The following is a 19,495-nucleotide window of genomic DNA, read 5'->3' on the forward strand; positions in this document are numbered from 1 at the left end:
CAGCCTCAGCATCGCTACGGGGGCCAGCCGGAGTGATCGGCAGCGCCGCCGCTCTTACGGTGTAAAAGTGTCTGGCACCAGGGCGAAGATCATGGCCGCGACCAGGGAGATCCTGGAGAGCAAGGGGGCCGGCGCGGTCAGCATGCGCAGCATCGCCGCGGCGTGCGGGATCAGCCCGATGACGCCGTACTGGCACTTCCCGAGCCGCGAAGCGCTGCTGGAGGCGGTCTGTGCGGTGGCATTCGACGAAGTCGCCGAGCAGTGGCGGGGCCGGGAACGCGCGGCCGAGCCGCTGGCCGACCTGGTCGCGATCGCCGACCTGTTCATCGACTTCGCGCTGGCCCGGCCGCGCCTGTACGACTACATGTTCACCGCGCCCCGGCCCGGCGCCAGACAGTTTCCCGGCGACTTCGCAGCCGGGAAGTCACCGACCGTCAACCTGATCGTCGAGGCGCTGACCGACGGGATGCGCTGCGGCGTGCTGCGCGACGACGATCCGGTCGGCCTGGCCCTCACCCTCGCCGCGCAGCTGCACGGACTCGTCGCGCTGCGGCACGGCGGCCGCATCGGCATCCCCGACGACGCGTTTCGCGCGTTGTGCCACGACAGCCTGAGGAGGATCTTCGATGGCATCAGCAAGTGAACCGGCGTCCCGTACCCGATCCGCGCTCCTCGCAGCCGCTGCCGCACTCGGCTCCGGCGTGTGCGCGTACCTCGGCACCGGACTCCATCCGATCGCCCCGCTGACCTGGTTCGCGCTGCTGCCCGTCCTCCTGCTGGCGCCCCGGGTGCGCTGGGGCTGGGCAGCCGGCGCGGCCGCGGTCGCGTGGATCGCCGGGCAGAGCGGACTGTGGTCGTACTTCGCCGGTCCGCTGCGCATGCCGCTGCCGGTCCTGATCGGTGTGCTCGCCCTCTACCCGCAGCTCGCCGCGGGTTCGACCGTCCTGTTCCGGGCGCTCGTACGGCGCAACCGGCCGATATCGGCGATGCTGGCGGTACCGGTCGTCTGGGTCGCCGGCGAGTACCTGATCTCGGTCAGTCAGCCGCACGGCGCCTGGCTCAGCCTCGGCTACACCCAGGCCGACGTACGACCGGTGCTGCAGGTCGCCGCCGTCACCGGCGTATGGGGGGTGACCTTCCTGATCACCTGGTTCCCGGCCGCGATCGCGGCACTCGCGGCGCCCGGTGCGAGCGGCCGGCGGCTGCGCGTGATCGGGACGGCGGCCGTGATCCTGACCGTCTCGAGCGGGTACTGGGGGGTCCGGCTCCTCGCCCCGCAGACCGGTCCCACGATCCGGGTCGCGGTGCTCGGCGGACCGATCGATGCCGAACTGGGCCCCGATACCGCCGACGGCCAGGCACAGCTCACCACATACCAGCAGCAGATCGGGCGTTACGCGGACGCGGGTGCGTCGGTGGTCGTCCTTCCGGAGAAGGTGTTCGACACCGACGAGCGGACCTGGCCGATGCTCGCCGATCCCCTCGCGAAGCTGGCGGCCGAGCGGCACGTCACCATCGTCGTCGGCGCCACCGTGCGGCAGGGCGGCACCGCGACCAACGTGGCGGTCGCGTTTCCCGCGACCGGCGGCGCTGCGGTGACCTACACCAAGCACCATCTCATTCCGGGGCTGGAAAGCGACCTGACCGAGGGCGACGGACCGCCCGTCGTGCTGCCGGGCGGCCTCGGTCTCATCGTCTGCAAGGACCTCGACTTTCCCGGCCTGGTCCGACAGGACCGCAACGCCGATGCGTCGATCCTGCTCGCGCCGGCCTGGGACATGGGATCCGACGGATGGCTGCACGGACGGATGGCGATCGTCCGCGGGATCGAGAGCGGCACATCGGTGGCCCGCGCCGGGCGCAACGGGCTGTTGACGATCAGCGACCCGACCGGCGACGTGGTGGCCGAGGCCGACGCCGTCCACGATCCGGACACCGCGATCGTCGCGGACGTGCCGACCGGCACCGGACGGACCCTGTACGCACTGATCGGCGACTGGTTCGCCTGGCTGTGCACGGCGGCCACCGTGCTCCTGGCACTCCTCGCCGCGCGCAAGGGCCGAAGCGCGCCCAGGAATGTGCCGCTGGACGCCGCCGACCGACCCGGGAACCCGTCGATGACCGTCAACTCCGCGACCGTGTAGCCGATCCGGCACCGTCAGGAGCGGATCAGGGCGATCCGGTGGACGAGGTCGTCAACGGTGCGCTCCAGCGGCGGGAGCGGGAACCCGGGGACGAACTGGCGCATCGTCACCGCCCCGTGCAGGGACGTCCACAGGGTGCTGGCGTCGGCGAACGGGTCGGTGCTGGCCGAACGGCCCGCCTCCACGGCACACCGTCGAGGTCCTGTGCGAGCACGCCCGTAAGCAACGCTCCGAACAGCTCGTCACTGGCCGGACACCGTTCTTCACCCGCACGGCCGCGCTCTGTACCCCCAATTACGTCACCGACCGCCTCTGCCTGCTCCGCCGCACTGCCGACCTGCTCCCGACACGGCTCCGCGACCTCCGTCACGGCGCCGCATCCGTCGCCAGCCGGGCCGTCGCCGGCCTTCAGAGAGCGTCTGTGATGTCGAGACCGCCTCGGCCGATAGGTCGGATGGTACCTTTGTCGCCGCCGGTACGGCGAGATCGGTGACGTCCCAGCCGAGTTCAGAAGCGCGGGCACTGGGCATTTCAGATGGCCACCACTGCCCTGGAGCATCCGTCCTTGCGACGGCTGGACAGTCATCGGGCCTCCACAAAGCCGGGCGACTCAGAACGTAGGAGACAGAACGGTGGCGCGCACCCAGCAGGAACGAAACGAGCAGACTCGTCAAGCTTTGCTAGAGGCGGGAGGTTCCCTGCTGCGCGAAGTGGGTTACGCGCGCACGTCTGTCGCTCAGATCACTCAACGAGCGAATCGGGCGCATGGCACGTTCTACCTTCACTTCGAGAACAAGCGAGAGCTCGTCTCGGTCTTGCTCGACGAGATGGCCGAAGAGGCGCGACGAAATGTTCGTGAGATCTGGCGTACGGCGCCACGGGTCGATGCGATCTGGTTGGGGCTTCGAGCCTTTCTCGCACGGATCACACCTGAGCGCAGTCTATGGTCGTTGCTCGAGGAGGTGGTCGCGCTCGAAGAGGATGCGGCGCCATTGAGGTCCAGACTCCGACACCTCTACGTCGAGCCGATCCTGCGAGGTCTCAAGGCGCGCCCCGACGAACTCGTCTCTCCCGCGCCGAACATCGAACTGCTGGCAGACCTTGTGACAGCGATGGCTCTGCACTTCGCCAGAACCGGGAACCTTCCGGCCTCCCCGGACGTCACCGCACTGCACATGACAGTCGTGTGGTGCAACGCTGTTGGGCAGCCGATAACCAAAGCAGATCTCGACAATCTGCGCGACATGTTCGCGGCGGATTAGTTGGCCAGGTCTCCTGGGCCTGCTGGGTTTGGCGGGAACAGCGGGACGAGTTGTCAGGACGGTCGGTGGGCGCGTTCGTGGCCGGGCGGGCGCGGCAGCATATTGCCGACGTCCGAACGATCGCTGCGGGAAGGGTTCGGTAAGCCCGAGGAAGTGGCGCCGCTCATCACGTTCCCGGCATCGGACGCCGCCTCGTATATCACCGGTCAGGTCTTCGCCGTCGATGGCGGTCTGCCGGCGTCGTAGCGGTTTACGACGCCTCGAGCCGCGTTCACACGGGATCCTGGGGCGACGCGATCACGTCGGCATGTCCGATGGTCACGTCGTCGGTGTATCCGAGGGTGCGGGACCAGATCGCGGAGATCTCATCCGCCATCTCGTCGATCGTCCAGCTGTGGCTTTCCTGATGCGCAGCGCGGGTGCTGTCCGACAGCATGGCAGCGAAGACCTGCGCGAGAATTTCTGGTTCGAGACCGGGCAGCAATCCAGGGGTCTCGGTGGAGACCATGCCGCGCATGATGCTGCTGGCGAGCTGCTGGAACCACTGGTCGCTCAGCTCCTTGAAGGCTGGCTCCAGGCTGCTGCGCTGATCGAGGAGCAGCCACAGATCGCGGTTCGCACCGTACTCTTCGATGAACCTGCGGACGGTCTTGTGCACGCTCGTCCCGGGTTCGTCCCATCGCCACATCGTCTCCAGCTCGAGCGACAACTGAGCCATCGCGTCCTTGAGCAGGGCCTGCAAGGCTGCCTCTTTGTTGACGAAGTGCAGGTAGAACGAACCGTGTGAGCGGCCGGCGCGTTTCACGATGTCAGCCACGCTGGTCTGAGCGTAGCCGTTCTCGGCGAACACCTCTCGGGCCGCGGACAGCAACCGTCGCCGGGTCTCGGCGTTGCGCTCTTTCTGCGTGGGCACGACCGTCAGGCTACCGTCATCCGGCGCGCGGCCCGACTCGCGCTAATTCTGCGGCCGCCGAACCCGGGTTTGACGGCGGGTGGAGTGACTCATCCGTCCCGCTAAGGTGCTGCACCAGAAGTTCGCCTCATAGATGGGTGCAGGGTGGCGAGATGCCCAGGGCCGGGCGTCCGCCCCCATCCGCTGGTGCGCCGGCGGGCGAAGTCGGCGCAGGTCCTCGCGATGCGCGCGAAGATCATCCTGGCCTGCGCCGAGCGCCCGGTTCACGCGCGTCCGCTGATGGCACGGCGGATCCAGCCCTACCGCACCTCAATGGCGGTCGCGCCCGAGTCGTCGCAGACTACTGGTGTCGTCGACCCGGGCGTCGGCAGTGACCTCACACTGAAGTGCGCGGCGAGTCGAAGCTTGCGCCCATCCCGATGCTGGATCCGCCGTCTACCGGAGCTGCAACTCCAGTGATGAATCTCGAATGCGGCGACACGAGCGTTGCGACCAGGTTGGCGAACTCGTACGGTTCGCCGATCCGCCCCATCGGCAGCCCGCTTCCAAGACGTTCCTTCGAGAGTTCTGGCTGCCTCTCGATCGTCTTGCCCAAAAGCGCGGTGTCGAAGTATCCGGACATGAGTGTGTTGACCGTGATGTCGTGCTTGCCGACCTCCAGCGCGAGGGTCTTGGCGTAACCGATCACCGCGGACCACACCGCGACGGACGCTGCCATGCCGACGGCCGGACGCTGAACGACGCCGGACACCACGTTGAGAATGCTGCCACCTTCGGCTGTCATGTATGGCAACGTGGCTCGCACGGACCTGACCACGTAGAAGAAGTGGCGTGCGAGGGCTTGCTCCCAGATGTCGTCGGTGAGCTCCGCGATCCGTCGGATCGGCGGTCCGCCATCGTTGGTGACCAGGACATGGACGGCTGGGCCGAACCGGTCGACTGTCGAGGCAGTGACCCGGTCGATGTCCGCTGCGTCTGAACAGTCGGCGGCCAGTCCGAGGACCTTCTCCTCACCGTACTTCCTGGCAAGCTCTTCGGCCGCGGCCGAGACCTTCTCCGCACGTCGCGCAAAGATCGTGACGAATGCACCTTCTCGCAGGAGACGATCGGCAATCGCGAAGCCCAAGCCATCGCTGCCCCCGCCGACGATGGCGACCTTCGCTGTCAGTCCCAAGTCCATCACTCGACTCCAATCGACGCGAGAAACGATTCGGCATTTCCCGAGAACACGTCGTCCAGGACGTCTGATGTGAAGCCCTGCTCACGCCACTCATCCACGAGCCGCTCGTGGCTGAGCATCGGATAGTCGGCTCCGAAGAACACCCGCTTTCGGAGCCGCTTCCCGATCTCGCGCTTGAGCTCGTCGGAGAAGTAGCGCGGAGACCAACCGTGGAGCTCCATCCACACGTTGGACTTGTGGAGTGAGATTGCGATCATCTCCGACTGCCACGGCCACGCAACCCGAGCCGCGATGACGTTCAAGTCGGGGTACTTGGCCGCGACGCGGTCGACGTAGCGGGGGTGGCAGCTTTCGAGCGTGATGCCCATGCCCCCGCGGGTTCCGGCGCCGGTCGCAGACATGCCCACGAAGATCAATACCGGCCGGTTGGCCTCGATGCACAGATTGAGGCAGGTCTCCCACTCCGGCTGGTCCGGCGTGCCGGCCGGAGTGGTCGGGTTAAGCGTCAACCCGACCAGTCCCGGCCCGTCGCTCAGGCAGCGCTCGAGCTCCTTGACATGATCTGGCCGCGTCGGATCGATTCCGATCCAGTTGCCGAGTACGACGTCGGGGTACTTTCGAGCGAAGTCGAACGCGTAGTCGTGCTGCTCTCGTACCGCTCCGACATCCATCTTCGGGGTGAACGCGAAGTCGAGCATCACCTTGGCGTTGGCCCGGCGAAACTGGGCCGCTTGCTCTTCCTCACTGACGAATCTCATGTCCCACTTGAAGTAGCCCCGCAGCGCCTGTCGATCCTCGGCGCTCTCGTATGGACTCCCCTTCCAACCTTGCTCGGTCCCCCAGTGGGAGTGGAAGTCGATCAATCGGGGTGGCGATGCACTCAAAGGTCAAGAACCTCTCTTGGTGGGCTGTTGGGAAGTGACGTGGGGAGGATCAGCTGACATTGCGCGTCGAGTCGCCCCAGTAGGGGGCGCGCAGGGCCTTCTTGTCCACCTTTCCAACCGTCGTCATGGGGAGCGAGTCAACGACCACGACCTTCTTGGGCGAATACATCGAGCCCTTGACCTGCTTCACGTAGGACTGGAGCGCGAGGACGTCGACATCCTGCCCTGGGCGCGCGACCACGAACGCAGTGACGATCTCGCCCCACTTCTCGTCGGGCACACCGATGGCGGCAGCGGAGCTGATCGAAGGGTGTCCCGTCAGTGCGCTCTCGACTTCGCTCGCGTAGATGTTGAAGCCACCGGAAATGATCATGTCCTTCTTGCGGTCGACGACGTACAGCAGTCCTTGGTCGTCCTGACGGGCCAGATCTCCCGTGTGCAGCCAACCGCCTTTGAGCGCCGCCTCCGACTCCTCGGGCAGGTTCCTGTAGCCGAGCATCACGCCGCTGTTACGCATGGCGATCTCGCCCACCGCGCCAACGGGAACGTCGTTGCCATCGTCGTCGATCAGTCTGATGCGGTTCCCGACGACGGGACGGCCGCAGGACGCCAGCTGTTCCAGACTCGCGGTCTCGTGCGCTGCCTTCGGCAGGACCGTTCCCACGCCGGTCGACTCGGTCTGACCGTAGATCTGAGCAAAGACCGGACCGATGCGCTCACGAGCCTCTGCCAGACGCACCGGGGACATCGGCCCGGTGGCATACCAGATCACCTCAAGACTGGACACGTCTCGCGTCTCTGGACGTTCATGGTCCAGCACCGCGTAGATCATCGTCGGGATGGCGCTGATGCAATTGATACGCTCCGACTCGATGACGTCGAGGAATCGGCTGGGGTTGAAGCCCTGCTCGATCACGACCGTGCCTCCGCGAAGGAGCGTCGGGATAACGCCGAGCCCCGTGGCGTGAGTCAGCGGCGCTGATGCCAAGAATCGCGGCAGGTGGGGCATCTCGTGATCCGCGAGGTGCGTGAGGACGTTGTGCACCATCGCCCGATGCGGCAGCATCACGCCCTTGGGCCTTCCGGTCGTCCCCCCGGTGTACTGCAGCCACGCGACGTCCGCCTCGGTTGCCGGACCAGGGTCGAGTGATCGAGCTCCGTAGGACTCGCCGGCGGGTAACCCACCTCCGACCGGAATGACGATCAGGTGCCTGAGCGAGCCGACCCGCTCGAGGACCTCGCGCCCGTGCTCTTCAAGAGCAGCGGTGACGACCAGCACGGTGGCCTCCGCGTCCTCGCAGACGACGACGTGATCCTCGATCGACGCCAAGGCCTGGAGGCCAGTGAAGCGCCCTCCCAGGAGGTAGGTCGCAGCCTGGACGATCCACGACTCGGGCATGTTTGGACTGAGCATCGTGACGCCCACTCCAGGCCCCACCCCCCGACCGGCCAACGCGCTCATGTACTGCGACACGAGGTCGTTGACCTGCGCGTACGTCAGGCGCCGGTCACCGGCCACGAACGCCTCGGATGAGCTGTGCCGAGTCAGGGCTTGGACGATCAGGTCGCCCAGCGTCGCACCGGAGGACGCGCCACTCATCTGCGATCTCCCCACCGCGGCGCCGTCGGCCGCCCTGCGCTTCCGCTCGCGCGATCTGCTCCTGTTGACGTCCGGACAAAGCCACGAGAGCCGAGAGCACGGGCCCCCAGCACGAGGTATATCGACATTGTTCCGTCCTTGTGTTGCGTTGGGGTGTTGATCGGCCCCGGGGGCGGCGGGCGATTGCTGCGCCAGCAGTCGGTCTGATGGAACAACCGGATGTTCCGGTCTTCCAGTGTCTCGACCGGCGAAGACTTGCCAGCTCCTCGGCCTAGGCGACATACTGACACGGCTATCATTAACTGTCCAGCCGCAAGGAGTCCCATGTTCGAACTACTGAAGCTCGGCGGAAGGGTGCCGCTCGCGACGGGCCCCGGCGCTCAGGAGTCCACCTCGTGAAGCTCTCGACGATGCTGACGTACGGCGGCGACCCACGCTCGGCCGCCGACCAGGTCGTCGGATTCGAAGCAGCCGGGCTGGATACCGTTTGGGTGGCCGAGGGCTACGGCTTCGACTCGCCCACTTTGATGGGCTACCTTGCGGCCCGGACGTCAACAGTGGAGATCGGCTCGGCGATCCTGAACGTCTACTCCCGAACACCGACCCTGCTCGCGCAGACCGCCGCGGGCCTCGACAACGTGTCCGGGGGGCGCGCCATCATCGGCCTCGGCGCCTCCGGTCCGCAGGTGGTCGAGGGTTGGCACGGAATGCCTTACGCCAAGCCGCTAGGCCGTACGAAAGAAGCCATCGACATCATCCGCGCCGCTCTGCGACGCGAGGTGATCAACTACCACGGCCGCTCATTCGACCTGCCTCTGCCAGCCAACCAGGGCACCGGCCTCGGCAAACCGCTGAAGCTGCTGACTCGCCCTGAGCGACCTTCGGTGCCGCTCTACATCGCCGCGCTTGGCTCCAAGTCCGTCGAGAGCGCAGCCGCGTACGCCGATGGCTGGCTGCCCTTCCTCTATTCCCCCGAGGGGTCCGCCCAAATTTGGGGTGACTCGCTCGCCGCGGGTACCGCGAAACGTTCAGAAGATCTCGCGCCGCTCGAGATCGCCGCAGGTGGCGTCGTCGCCGTCGGCGACGACGTCAAGGGGTTGCTCGACCTCACGCGCCCCATGTTCGCCCTCTACATCGGCGGCATGGGTGCTCGTGGCAAGAACTTCTATAACGACATCGCCTGCCGGTACGGCTACGAGGCCGAGGCCAAGAAGATCCAGGACCTGTACCTCGACGGCAAGAAGAAGGAGGCTGAGGCCACGGTTCCGCTCGAACTGATGGAGCAGGTGAACCTCGTCGGCCCGAAGTCGTACGTCAAGGAGCGCATCGAGGCGTTCCGCGAGTCGGGAGTAACCAATCTGCAGGTGACTCCCGTCAGCAATGACCCGGCCGGGCTCATACGCCAGCTCAAGGAATGGGTGGTCTGACCTAGCCTCGATGATTCGCGCCTGACGCCGGCTCGTTCGACCCGGCACGCTGACCGTTGTTGATCGATGCGATCGCGATTCCAGGCAGGGTAAAGGGCCGTCTGTCGCGGCGGCGGGCGCGGTCTCCCGGGGTCCTCCAGGTTAAGGTGACCTGCTTGGTCCCGGTCCGCGCCCACGCGCGCACCAGCCGGTCGTGAAAAGCCGAGGAAGTCCACGCCCTCCCCACCGACCTGCAGATGCACGATGCGGGCCTTCGCCGCCTTGGGTTCCAGCCCAAGGTCGGCCAGCAGCTGCGTCAACCGCCCGAGGTCGGCTTCAGCCTGCTGCCGGGACGAGCACATCACGATCGCGTCGTCGGCGTATCGAACCAGAACCCCATGCTCGCGCGTCGACCATGCCCGATCAATGCGGTGCAGGTAGACGTTCGCCAGCAACGGCGAGACCAGTCAGGTAGCCCCGGCGCATTGCTGCGCCGAGGCCCCTTCGGAACCGGACTTGATCGTTGTCCGATCGTCCGGCTCAAGCAGGTCACATGGGCGTTGCGGTCATGTCGGCGCGCCTGGCGGGCCCCTCATTTCAGAAAGCGCTTGGTCAACGCGATCGCGTCGGGCTCTCGCATGAGCGCCGAGATCGTGTGGGCCTCGTCCACGGCCAGCGCAGCGCTGGAGGCGTCTGAACGCACAAGCCGCTTCGCGGCCGCCAGAGCGCGCCCCGGTCCCCTCGCCAGGCGGTCCGCGAGTTGCAGCGTCTCGACGCGCAGCTCCGCATCCGGGACAACGTAGTTGACCATGCCCCAAGCGAGAGCCTCCTCGCTGGACAACACGCGTCCCGTCAAAAAGAAGTCCAATGCACGCCTGTCTCCGACCGCCTTCGGCAGCAAGTACGACACGCCGCAGTCCGGGCTGAGCCCGATCCCGGGATAGCCGGCAGTGAACCTGGTGTCTGCTGCCGCAAGCACAACGTCAGCGCTGAGCATGAGCCCCAGACCTCCGCCGGCCACCACACCATGCACCCCGACGATCACAGGCTTCGGCAATGCGCACAGCCGCTGCGTGACCTCGCCCAGCAGGCTCGCAAGTTCGAACAAATAGGTAGACGGTGAGGCGTGGCCCGCGAAGGCCGATACATCACCGCCGGCGCAGAACCGAGGACCAGCGCCCAGGATCATCACGGACTGTACGCTCTCCGATTCCGACTCGCGGACAGCGAGCAACAGACTCTCAGCCATCTGCAGGTCGAAGGCATTCGACTTCTCCGGTCGCTGGAGGACAATGTGAGCCACCCCGTCGACAGTGCTGTATGCGACCGGCACCTCATCGTTCACTCGGGAGGTGTCACTGTTCCTGCTCATGTCCCCTGCCTGCGTCGTTCGTTGATGCCGCATCCGACGAGGGAGGCCTTCCTGCGGGCGCTCCCCGTCGGACGGCCTTACTTGGCAACACCGATTCGCCTCGCGAGGACGCTCCGCTGTATCTGCGACGTCCCGGCGGTGATGGTCGCTGCTCGCGCCTCACGCCAATACCGCTGCATGTCGTACTCAGCCATGAATCCGGCACCGCCCATGAGCTGCATGCCGGTGTTCGTCGCCCTTTGCAACGCCTCAGAGCCGAACAGCTTTGCCGCCGTCACCTCAGTGAACGCGGACACACCAGCATCGAGAAGACGGGCTGCGTGGTAGGTCAACAGGCGAGATGCGGCGATGTCGCAATACATGTCGGCGATCGGATGGGCCACCGCCTGGAAGGCACCGATCGAACGGCCGAACTGGGTTCGACTGTTGACGTGCTCAATGGTCATGTCCAGGACTGTCTGCGCCGCTCCGACGTATCCGCCGCAGTTGAACATCCGCTCGAGCTCAAGATTCGACTGCAGTACGGCCCAGCCGGCATCGACTTCACCGAGCACCTGGTCGTCGACGACCTCGACGTTGTCGAAGTAGACCTCGTAGGTCCCGAGCAGCTGGCGTCCCACGGTCCGGAGACGGCGAATCTCGACACCTTCGCTGTCCGCCGGCACCAGGAAGACCGTCATGCCGGAATGCTTGTCATCAGAAGGACTGGTCCGCGCCGTCACATGCAGGACGGTGTCAGGCAGTCCCGCGCCTGTGATGTAGTGCTTGTGTCCGTTGAGCAACCAACGGCCCTCGCCGGCAGAGCGAGCCGCTGTGCGAATGCCGGCGGCATCGCTGCCCGCATCGGGCTCGGTCATGCAGATGCTGTACCGCTCCAGTCCCCGGATGGCTCGCGGCAAGTGATGCTCCTTCTGCCTCGCCGTGCCATTCCGCAGGATGTTCAGGCCAAGGAACATCGTCAGTCCATAGCAACTGACGAAGTCGATGCCCCGTCGCCCCAGTTCTTCTGCAACGATCAGCATCTCGATCACGCCGAGATCGTCGCCGCCATACTCAGCAGGAAAAGGTAGGCCCAGATAGCCGAGTTCGGCCATGCGCGCGAAGAACTCTGCCGGGTACCGGGCCTGCTCGTCCCACTCCTTGACCAGGCTCTGAGGAGCCTGCTCGTCGATCAGTTTCCTGACCGCCGATCTCAGTGCCCGCTGATCTTCCGTCTCGCCCAACTCCATGTTGGTGGCTCGTCCTTTCATAGCTCTCTGGCTCGTTCTGTATTCGCGGAGAATCCAGGTCGACCTTGGCGGTCGATGCCTAGCCGGGCATGGGGCCGGTGTACTGGACCTGGTCGCCGGGAACGAAACGCCAGGCGCCGCCCTGTTCCAACTCCTCCGCGTAGTGGGCGGCCAGTCCGACGGTCCGAGGCGCGATCAGCATCAACCGCGCGAACTGCGGGGCAAGACCGAGATCCAGCAGCAGCACCGCGGCGGCCCCGTCGATGTTCGCTGCGATCGGCCGGCCGGTGGCCGTCCTCAGCTCCTCCTCAAGACAGGTCAGGAAGGTGCAGTACGATCCATAGACGCCCTGGTCGCGGGCCAACTTCAGAAGGATCTGTGTGCGCGGATCGGCGCCATGCTGCGGATGTCCAAATCCCTCGAGCGGGCGGCGCAACCTTCGGCTCTCGGCCACCAACTCGCGCGCGGCCTCGCGAATGTGCTGCTCGTCCACCTCTCCCTGGGCGGCGATCTGCTCGACAATCCCGTGCAGCTGGTAGGCCAACTGCTGCCCCGCGCCCCCGTGGATGTCCCCGAACGTCAGGACCCCGGCAGCGACACCCACCTGGATAGGAACGCCGTAAGACGCCAGCATCCGCGTCACAGTGGTGGATGGGGAGATCCCGTGGTCCATCACCGAGACCATCAGCCCGTCGAGCACCCTCGCTTGTCCGGGTGTCGCACGGCGTCCGGTCAGAACCAGGTACATCATCTCCGCATACGACATGCGACCGATCAGGTCAGTGACACGCTCGCCTCGGACAATGACATCGTCCGCCTCGACCTTCGCGATTTTCGTGTCCCAATGGTCCGTCGTGAAAAGGGGCATGATTTCCCTCCTTCAGTGATGTCTCTAGCGGATCGGTCTGGTTCATCGTGCTTCTGCCTCGCTTGACCCAATGGCGGGTCACCGCGTCGACGTAGTTGCCTGGTCAGGCTCGAATCCAGTCGCGAGAACCTGCTCACGACACGCGTCCAGGACGGGGAGGCGGCGTGACGTTCCTACGCGCTCGCCGCGGATCGTGATCGGCAAGTCGACCGTTCTGACCGGTCCCGTGGCGGCCGTGCCGATATCGGCCAGGATCTGACTCACAGCGGCCTGCTCACTCGCGCACACCTCGGCGTAGTCGGCGACCGGCCCACAGGTGATCCCGGCCGCTTCGAACCGCTCCAACCAGAGCGTCGCCGGCTCGGCAAGGAATCTCGGCGCCAGCACGGTGTTGAGCTCGGCCTGATGTCGCAATCGGGCGTCGTTGTCTTTGAACCGAGGATCATGCTCGATGTCGGGGATACCGAGGAGGTGGCAAAGGCTTCGCCAATGGTCGGGGAAGTAGGCGGAGACAACGATCGAGGTCGTCGCCGTCTCGTATACGCCAGCGGGCGCGCCGAGCTGAGCATCATTGCCCGTACGTTTCGGAAGAACGCCAGATGCCAGGTAGTCGGTGACGTTCGACGCCTGGATCGAGAGCGCCGCGTCGTAGAGGTTGACGTCGATCTGCTCGCCGAGACCGGTCCGGGCACGTTGCACCAAGGCGGACACCGTCGCGCAGGCCGCGATCCAGGCCGCCTGATTGTCGATCACCGTGGTGGCCACTCGTACCGGTGCGTCCGGGTACCCGTTGATCATCAGCAGGCCGCTCATCCCCTGGACCACCAGGTCGACGGCCGGCTTGTCGACATTGGGTCCGCGCCGACCGAACCCCGTGATTCCGACCACGATGAGCCGCGGGTTCACCTCGGAGAGACGCTCGAATGTCAGGCCCAGCGATTGTTCTATCCGCGGTCGTGCGTTGTGAACCAACACGTCCGCTTCCGCAGCCAGACGATCGAATGCCTCTCTGCCGCCCTTCGACTTCAGATCTAACGAGATAGCTCGCTTTCCCGAGTTGACGGCCGCGAAAACGGCAGTGAATCCTGCGGTGAGCACCGAACGACCCAGTGCGCGGCCGTGCTCGCCGCCCGGCGGCTCGACCTTGATCACCTGTGCGCCCAGATCTGCGAGCACCCGGGTCGCGAGCGGGCCGGCGATCAGTTGGGAAGCATCAATCACCTTGATCCCAGCCAGCGGAGGAAGGCCGTCATCCGCATGCTCGCGAGCTGCCAACTCCGACGACTCCGTCATGACTGACTACCCGCGCTCTCACGCGTGTCGGCCTCGCTGCTGATCGGCACCGACTCGTCCGGTTGTGACACCACGGCGAAGGCGGCACCGGCACGACGCCGACCCACGACAGTCGAGATGAGGACCGCCGCGATCAGGACAGCTCCGTCGAACACCGGCGTGACCCATACGTCGGCACCGATCAACGTGAAGCCGGTGACCCCGACGGCGACGAAGAAGATGCCGACGATCGTGCCCCATACGTTGTACTTCCCTGGCCGGATCGTGGTCGCCCCCAGGAAGACGGCGGCGAAAGCCGGGAAGAGGTAGGACGGTCCCGCGGTCGGATCGGCCCCGCCGGTGCGGGAAGTGAGCAGAATCCCGGCGATCCCGGCGATCAAGCCGGCTACCACGAAACTGCCGAATACCAGGCGCTCGACGCGGATACCCACCAGCCGAGCCGCAGCTTCGTTCGAAGCCACTGCCTCGAACTGACGACCGGACGGGGTGTGCATCAGTCCGTACCAGATGATCAGCCCGACCACGATGAGCAACCAGAACGGCCGTGGGATCCCCAGCCACTCCAGTGAGCCCCAGTTGCCCAGCGAGTCCGGCACGCCACTGCTGCTCGCGCCCTTCGTGTACCAGGTGAGGAGGCCGCCGAGCACCGTGTAGACGCCGAGCGTGACGATGAGGCCGTTCAGCTTGAAGTAGGCCACGAAGACGCCGTTGACCGCGCCGATCAATCCGCCCAGCACCAGGGCGGCCAGCATCCCGACCCAGATCGGCTGCCCGTGTTCGGCGATGATGCTGGCCGCCGCCACGTTCGTCACGCCGGCGATAGCTGCGATCGAAACGTCGAAGTACCCTCCCGCCAGCGGGATGACCATTCCCAGAGCAATGATGCCGGTGACCGATTGCCCGGCCAGGATATTGTTGATGTTCTCGCTCGATGTGAACGCGCGCTGACTGCTCGGGTACGTCGCAAAGAAGAGAATCATCAGCACGAACAGGACGGGCAACCCGAACTGCTCTGCCGAGCGTGTCGCGACCCGCCACGCTCTTCCGTCGCCACTCGCCCGATCACTTGTTGCAGCCACTACCTTCTAGCCTGCCTTCCTCGATTCGCCCCGCTGTATGCCGCCGCCACCAACGCGTGAGCGGTGAGCTGCGAGCCTGCGAGTTCGCTCACGATCCGACCACCGCTCAGCACGATCGCTCGATCGCAGTTGCGGGCCAGCTCTTCCATGTCCGAAGCCACCAGGAGAACCCCCATGCCGGCGTCGGTCGCCTGCCTGACCATGTCGTAGATTTCGCGCCGCGCACCGACGTCCACACCCTGGGTCGGCTCGTCGAGCAGCAGTACCCTCGGATTGAGACCGAGGCAGCGGCCGAGCACGACCTTTTGTTGATTGCCGCCGGACAACACGTTGGCCGGGCTGCGTTCGCTCACGGCCTTCACACCGAACGTCGCGATGTCCTGCCTAGCCCGCGTCCGCACCGTTCGCTCGCTGAGCCACATCCGTCTCGAGTAGTGCGGCAGCTTCGATATGGCGAGATTCATCGACACGGGCAGGTCGTAGAAGACGGAACTCGTTCGGCTCTCCGGGACCAGTGCGATACCAGCGTCGATCGCGTCTCGCGGGTGCCTGAAGCGAACAGGAACGCCATCGAGCAGTACGGTGCCCGACTCGACCGGGAGGTCGCCGTAGATGCAGCGCAGAAGTTCGCTCCGCCCTGACCCGAGCAGCCCGGCCACTCCGACAACTTCTCCACTGCGCACGGTCAGCTTGATCGATTGCAACGGCGTGGCGTGCACGTCGGAGAGCTCGAGAAGAACTGGGCCCGTACTGCGAGCAAGGCGTTCGTCCGCGGCCTGCGAGATCGGCCGGCCGGCAATCAACTCGGCCAACGCTGCTTCGGAAAGCGTGGACGTGTCATAGGTGCCGACTACAGCTCCGTCGCGAAACACCGTGACGTTGTCGGCGAGGTCGAGGACTTCGTCCAGACGATGACTGACGAACAACACGGATCGCCCAGCGGCGACGTAGCGCCGCAGCGCGGCGAACAACAACTCGACCTCGTGGGACGGTAGTGCCGCCGTCGGCTCGTCCAGAATCAGTAGGCCCTGGCCACCCTGATCGTCCTCGGCTTGCAGGGCGCGAGCGATGGCGATCTGCGCCTGCACCGCTCGCGGTGTGTCGCGCACGAGCGATCGCGGCTGCGTGTTGATCTCGAACTTGTCGATGAGCGCCGTCGCCCGCTCGTGCAACTGCCGCCGCCGAACCCGGCCGGTCGGTCCCGTCGGAAAGCCGAAGCCCAGCGCGAAGTTCTCGGCGACCGTCATGTCGGGGAACAGCCCGAAGTCCTGGTGGACGACGTACACGCCACCGTCGTGAGCGAGTTCCGGCGAGGTGTGAGCGGCCTCCAGCACGCTCCCGCTCGCGTACCGGATCGTTCCGCCATCGCCATGCTGGACGCCGGTGATGATCTTGATGAGCGTCGACTTGCCGGAGCCGTTTCCCCCGGCCAGCGCGTGGATCTCACCCCGGGCGACTGTCAGATCGACTCCCTTGAGAGCCTGCACTCCGGGGAACGACTTGAAGAGACCCCGCACGGTGAGGGCATTAGGCTCGGTCCGATGGCCTGGGGTTGGTGGCGATGCATTCTCACCAGCATCGGGCTCGGTCATTCGTGCCTCCTTCGGTCAGCCGATGCTTGCGGTGAACGACGACTTGTCCACCGCAGGCATCGACTTCAGGGTGTTGTCGGGCGAGGTCACGGTCGGCTACCCGCCGACGCCCCACAGCTTCGAGTAGCTCGCCTTGATGTCGTACGCCGCAGTCGTCACGGCGTCGCCCTCGCCGATGCCGTGTTTGGCATCGATGACAATCACCCCGACGCCCTGGTTGACCGTGGGCGCCTTCGCCAGCACGCGCAGCACCGTGTCCATCGCGGCGTAACTGATCCACTCCGTCGACGTCACCGACGTCATCGCCGCAATGTCACCGCTCTTCGTCATCGCAACGACAGCCGGATCTGTCCCCTGTCCGCCAACGACCAGAATGTCGCGTCCGGTCTGCTTCACGATCCTGGCGCCTCCGGCGCTTTGCAGCTCCGAGTCGAGCGGCATGTAGACCACGTTGGCGTCGGGATGCTTGACCAGCGCGGCCTGCAGGGCCTGAGCGAACGGGCCGCCAGCCGTCGTATCGGCCGGCCTGAAGGTGAAGGACCCGACGACGGAACAGCCCGAGCACTTCTTGATCTCGGCCTGGAAGCCCTCGTCGATCGCGAGGCCGAGCGGAGCCTGGATTACCGCTGTGATGATCTTCGCGCTGCCACCGGTCTTGTTGATGATGTACGCCGCACCCGCAGTTCCCAATGACTTGAGGTAATCGCCAGCCGTCGGCGCAGCGGTCGAGAACTTCGTCGGGCCGGAGAAGAGCGACGTCCCACCGTTACCGCCAATCGGACTGTCGCAGTCACTCGCCGTATCGGCAACCACGGGGATGCCAGCGGCCTTGGCTTCCTTCAGCGGCTGCTCGATGGTCGCGCAGTCCATGGCGGAGGCGATGATCGCATCAGGCTTCGCCGCGATCGCCTGACGCATCGCGGTCTGCCAGCCGCCGTTCGCGTTCAGATTGCCGTCGGCGACTTTGAACGTCCAACCCAGCAGCCCGGCGGCCGCACGGCCGAATTCCGTCCGGGCCGAACACGCCGGAATCTTCTCGCCACACGACACCCACCAAACGGTCTTGTTCTTCGGCGGAGTCGGACCGGTCGTCGGCGGCGGGTCGCCGAGACCCTTGTACAACTGCTCCATCGTCGGAACGTCGGCTGCGACGCCGCCGCCGCTCGAAGGCTTGCTCGTGTCGTCGCTCAACCCTTCGCCAGAGCCGCATCCGCTGACCAGAACGATCAACGCGGCGGCAGCTCCGACCGAGATGACGCGCATTGGATGGTGGCTTGGAAATCTCGCCATAGTTCTTTCCTTTCGCCGGAAGGTTGGCAACGGCGCGCCGGTCACCGCCGCCCACTTGGCCTGACTGGACCGGCCGATCATCGAGACGCCCTGCACGTTCGACCCTCGTGGCACTGGCGCCAGCTCGGCTTCCCGGCACTTACTGACAGCGGCGTCATTAAGATGTGGTGACTATGCCCACGAGGACTTCGGATGTCAAGGACGTTCAGCAAGGAAAGCGGCGACCTACAGCCGCTCCGCCCAGGGGAGTGACCAACCACCGTCCGTACGGGCGGAAGTGGTCGAAAAGGTGCCGATCGGTGTCGATCGGGGTAGTCGCGAGCCGCCAATGGTGTGCACCTCGCTGCTCGCAGCCCAACGCTGCGCGCACGTCGGCTCCGCGAGTGGTATTGGCCCGATGATCGGGCGAAGTCTTCGGGTAGAGGTCAGTGCGGCATGAGCGCAGGAGACTGAGAACTCTCGGACGAGCAGCAGAGCCTGGTCGGCTCCGCTCTCGACCGGAGTCCTCATCCCCTGAACCCCCTGCGGCTGCGACTACCTGGCGCGCAGCAGCGTGTCCACAAGGAACTGCGGATCGTTGAGCATGATGTCGTGGCCGCAGTCAATGCTGAAGAAGTCCCACGACGGGTCGTTGGCGAAGCGTTCGCGGTTGTCGCGATAGGGGTTGGCTTCCCAGCCTTCGGCTAGCACGTAGGTCCGCTTGAAGCTCGCCAGATCGACGCGACCGCTCAAAGTCAGCTTCTCCGTGGCGCCACCGAGCGGGAAGGGCGTGCAGAGCCGGTCGATGTCCGGCTGGTCGTCTTCATTGTCACCGAATAGCGCGGAAGGCACAGGGTCGATGAAGAGTCCCCTGTTCTTGGCCGCTGCAGCCATGAAGGAATCGCGCATGACGGGATAGACGTCGAGGAAGGCTTGCCCGCTGGTCGGGACGACGGCATCCAGGTAGACGAGCTCACTGATGCGATCTGGAACTCGGTCGGCTACCCCGGTGATGACCATGCCGCCGTACGAGTGGCCCACCAGAGTGACGGACGAAAGGTCTTCGCATTCGACGAGATTGACGATGTCGGTGATGTGAGTACTCAGGGAGATGTCGCCAGTCAGCAGGTGACGGTGTTCGCCACAACCGGGCAGCGACGGCGTGAACACCCTGTGTCCCGAACTCCGCAGCAGGTCGGCCGTTCGCCGATAGATCCATCCGCCGCGCCAGCCGCCATGCACGAGCACAAACGTTGACATGTCCAGCTTCCTTCTCATTCAGATCGACTTCTCACGCCCCTTGCGGCGCATCCAGTTCGCGGGGTGTCAGACGATGGGCGGCGTCGTACTCGCCCGCTGGGAGCGCGACGCCTGTGAAGCTCGAGAGCAGGACTTGAACTCACT

General features: G+C 65.6%; 18 protein-coding genes and 1 pseudogene. 5 read left to right on the forward strand and 14 right to left on the reverse strand.

The features are described from left to right. Positions 1-67 precede the first annotated feature (67 nt). Positions 68-643 (forward strand): TetR/AcrR family transcriptional regulator, encoded by a 576-nt coding sequence (locus ACQPY0_RS45000; RefSeq protein ID WP_432975283.1) that lies wholly within the window; start codon positions 68-70, stop codon positions 641-643. Continuing rightward, positions 627-2,144, forward strand: coding sequence for an apolipoprotein N-acyltransferase (locus tag ACQPY0_RS45005; protein WP_432975286.1), 1,518 nt, complete (start codon positions 627-629; stop codon positions 2,142-2,144). Before ACQPY0_RS45000 ends, ACQPY0_RS45005 begins: the two co-directional genes overlap by 17 nt. Before the next feature lie 14 nt (positions 2,145-2,158). Here ACQPY0_RS45005 and ACQPY0_RS45010 read toward each other — a convergent pair whose 3' ends face one another. Beyond that, the gene (locus tag ACQPY0_RS45010) at positions 2,159-2,329 is read right to left on the reverse strand and encodes a hypothetical protein (RefSeq protein WP_432975289.1); all 171 of its coding nucleotides are present in this window, start codon (positions 2,327-2,329) and stop codon (positions 2,159-2,161) included. A gap of 447 nt (positions 2,330-2,776) precedes the next feature. Here ACQPY0_RS45010 and ACQPY0_RS45015 point away from each other — a divergent pair, with 447 nt between their 5' ends. After that, a complete protein-coding gene (locus tag ACQPY0_RS45015; RefSeq protein ID WP_432975292.1) occupies positions 2,777-3,406 on the forward strand; it encodes a TetR/AcrR family transcriptional regulator in 630 nt (209 codons plus the stop codon). Between the two features lie 153 nt (positions 3,407-3,559). Beyond that, positions 3,560-3,652, forward strand: a complete 93-nt coding sequence (locus ACQPY0_RS45020; protein ID WP_432975295.1) for a hypothetical protein — start codon at positions 3,560-3,562, stop codon at positions 3,650-3,652. Positions 3,653-3,677: 25 nt separating this feature from the next. On the opposite strand, the gene ACQPY0_RS45025 is transcribed toward ACQPY0_RS45020, so the two are convergent. The 4 genes from ACQPY0_RS45025 to ACQPY0_RS45040 all read right to left on the reverse strand — a co-directional run bounded on the left by ACQPY0_RS45025 (position 3,678) and on the right by ACQPY0_RS45040 (position 7,983). After that, positions 3,678-4,319 carry a TetR/AcrR family transcriptional regulator gene (locus ACQPY0_RS45025; protein ID WP_432975298.1) on the reverse strand — a complete coding sequence of 214 codons (642 nt, stop codon included), beginning with the start codon at positions 4,317-4,319 and terminating at the stop codon, positions 3,678-3,680. Positions 4,320-4,695: 376 nt separating this feature from the next. Further along, positions 4,696-5,499: an SDR family oxidoreductase gene (locus tag ACQPY0_RS45030; RefSeq protein WP_432975301.1), complete on the reverse strand. Its 804-nt coding sequence runs from the start codon at positions 5,497-5,499 to the stop codon at positions 4,696-4,698. Continuing rightward, the gene (locus ACQPY0_RS45035) at positions 5,499-6,383 is read right to left on the reverse strand and encodes an amidohydrolase family protein (RefSeq protein WP_432975304.1); all 885 of its coding nucleotides are present in this window, start codon (positions 6,381-6,383) and stop codon (positions 5,499-5,501) included. The genes ACQPY0_RS45030 and ACQPY0_RS45035 overlap by 1 nt, the downstream gene beginning before the upstream one ends. A 49-nt stretch (positions 6,384-6,432) precedes the next feature. Beyond that, complete coding sequence (locus ACQPY0_RS45040) at positions 6,433-7,983, reverse strand: AMP-binding protein (RefSeq protein ID WP_432975307.1); 1,551 nt, start codon at positions 7,981-7,983, stop codon at positions 6,433-6,435. Positions 7,984-8,378: 395 nt separating this feature from the next. Here ACQPY0_RS45040 and ACQPY0_RS45045 point away from each other — a divergent pair, with 395 nt between their 5' ends. Next, entirely contained in the window at positions 8,379-9,410 is a 1,032-nt protein-coding gene (locus ACQPY0_RS45045) for an LLM class F420-dependent oxidoreductase (RefSeq protein ID WP_432975310.1), read from the forward strand. Positions 9,411-9,667: 257 nt separating this feature from the next. Here ACQPY0_RS45045 and ACQPY0_RS45050 read toward each other — a convergent pair. The 9 genes and pseudogenes from ACQPY0_RS45050 to ACQPY0_RS45090 all read right to left on the reverse strand — a co-directional run. Next, positions 9,668-9,844, reverse strand: a pseudogene (locus ACQPY0_RS45050) (group II intron reverse transcriptase/maturase); the annotation flags it as partial. A 137-nt stretch (positions 9,845-9,981) separates the two neighbouring features. Continuing rightward, positions 9,982-10,734, reverse strand: coding sequence for an enoyl-CoA hydratase/isomerase family protein (locus tag ACQPY0_RS45055; RefSeq protein WP_432975313.1), 753 nt, complete (start codon positions 10,732-10,734; stop codon positions 9,982-9,984). A gap of 104 nt (positions 10,735-10,838) precedes the next feature. Continuing rightward, positions 10,839-11,990, reverse strand: coding sequence for an acyl-CoA dehydrogenase family protein (locus tag ACQPY0_RS45060; protein ID WP_432975316.1), 1,152 nt, complete (start codon positions 11,988-11,990; stop codon positions 10,839-10,841). 79 nt (positions 11,991-12,069) lie between these two features. Beyond that, entirely contained in the window at positions 12,070-12,858 is a 789-nt protein-coding gene (locus tag ACQPY0_RS45065; RefSeq protein ID WP_432975319.1) for a citryl-CoA lyase, read from the reverse strand. A 78-nt stretch (positions 12,859-12,936) separates the two neighbouring features. Next, positions 12,937-14,151 carry a CaiB/BaiF CoA transferase family protein gene (locus ACQPY0_RS45070; RefSeq protein WP_432975322.1) on the reverse strand — a complete coding sequence of 405 codons (1,215 nt, stop codon included), beginning with the start codon at positions 14,149-14,151 and terminating at the stop codon, positions 12,937-12,939. Next, a complete protein-coding gene (locus tag ACQPY0_RS45075; RefSeq protein ID WP_432975325.1) occupies positions 14,148-15,152 on the reverse strand; it encodes an ABC transporter permease in 1,005 nt (334 codons plus the stop codon). The genes ACQPY0_RS45070 and ACQPY0_RS45075 overlap by 4 nt, the downstream gene beginning before the upstream one ends. A gap of 77 nt (positions 15,153-15,229) precedes the next feature. After that, positions 15,230-16,822, reverse strand: a complete 1,593-nt coding sequence (locus ACQPY0_RS45080) for a sugar ABC transporter ATP-binding protein (protein WP_432975328.1) — start codon at positions 16,820-16,822, stop codon at positions 15,230-15,232. Between the two features lie 96 nt (positions 16,823-16,918). Next, a complete protein-coding gene (locus ACQPY0_RS45085; protein ID WP_432975331.1) occupies positions 16,919-18,208 on the reverse strand; it encodes a sugar ABC transporter substrate-binding protein in 1,290 nt (429 codons plus the stop codon). Positions 18,209-18,646: 438 nt separating this feature from the next. Further along, complete coding sequence (locus ACQPY0_RS45090) at positions 18,647-19,351, reverse strand: alpha/beta fold hydrolase (protein WP_432975334.1); 705 nt, start codon at positions 19,349-19,351, stop codon at positions 18,647-18,649. Positions 19,352-19,495: the final 144 nt, after the last annotated feature.

The organism is Dactylosporangium sp. CA-233914 (assembly GCF_050942935.1).
Taxonomy (GTDB): Bacteria; Actinomycetota; Actinomycetes; order Mycobacteriales; family Micromonosporaceae; genus Dactylosporangium.

Excerpts from the sequence above, each read along its gene's own strand:
- ACQPY0_RS45005 (WP_432975286.1), top strand. The coding sequence starts at position 627 with ATGGCATCAGCAAGTGAACCGGCGTCCCGTACCCGATCCGCGCTCCTC.
- ACQPY0_RS45030 (WP_432975301.1), bottom strand. The coding sequence starts at position 5,499 with ATGGACTTGGGACTGACAGCGAAGGTCGCCATCGTCGGCGGGGGCAGC.
- ACQPY0_RS45040 (WP_432975307.1), bottom strand. The coding sequence starts at position 7,983 with ATGAGTGGCGCGTCCTCCGGTGCGACGCTGGGCGACCTGATCGTCCAA.
- ACQPY0_RS45060 (WP_432975316.1), bottom strand. The coding sequence starts at position 11,990 with ATGGAGTTGGGCGAGACGGAAGATCAGCGGGCACTGAGATCGGCGGTC.
- ACQPY0_RS45065 (WP_432975319.1), bottom strand. The coding sequence starts at position 12,858 with ATGCCCCTTTTCACGACGGACCATTGGGACACGAAAATCGCGAAGGTC.
- ACQPY0_RS45070 (WP_432975322.1), bottom strand. The coding sequence starts at position 14,151 with ATGACGGAGTCGTCGGAGTTGGCAGCTCGCGAGCATGCGGATGACGGC.
- ACQPY0_RS45080 (WP_432975328.1), bottom strand. The coding sequence starts at position 16,822 with ATGACCGAGCCCGATGCTGGTGAGAATGCATCGCCACCAACCCCAGGC.
- ACQPY0_RS45090 (WP_432975334.1), bottom strand. The coding sequence starts at position 19,351 with ATGTCAACGTTTGTGCTCGTGCATGGCGGCTGGCGCGGCGGATGGATC.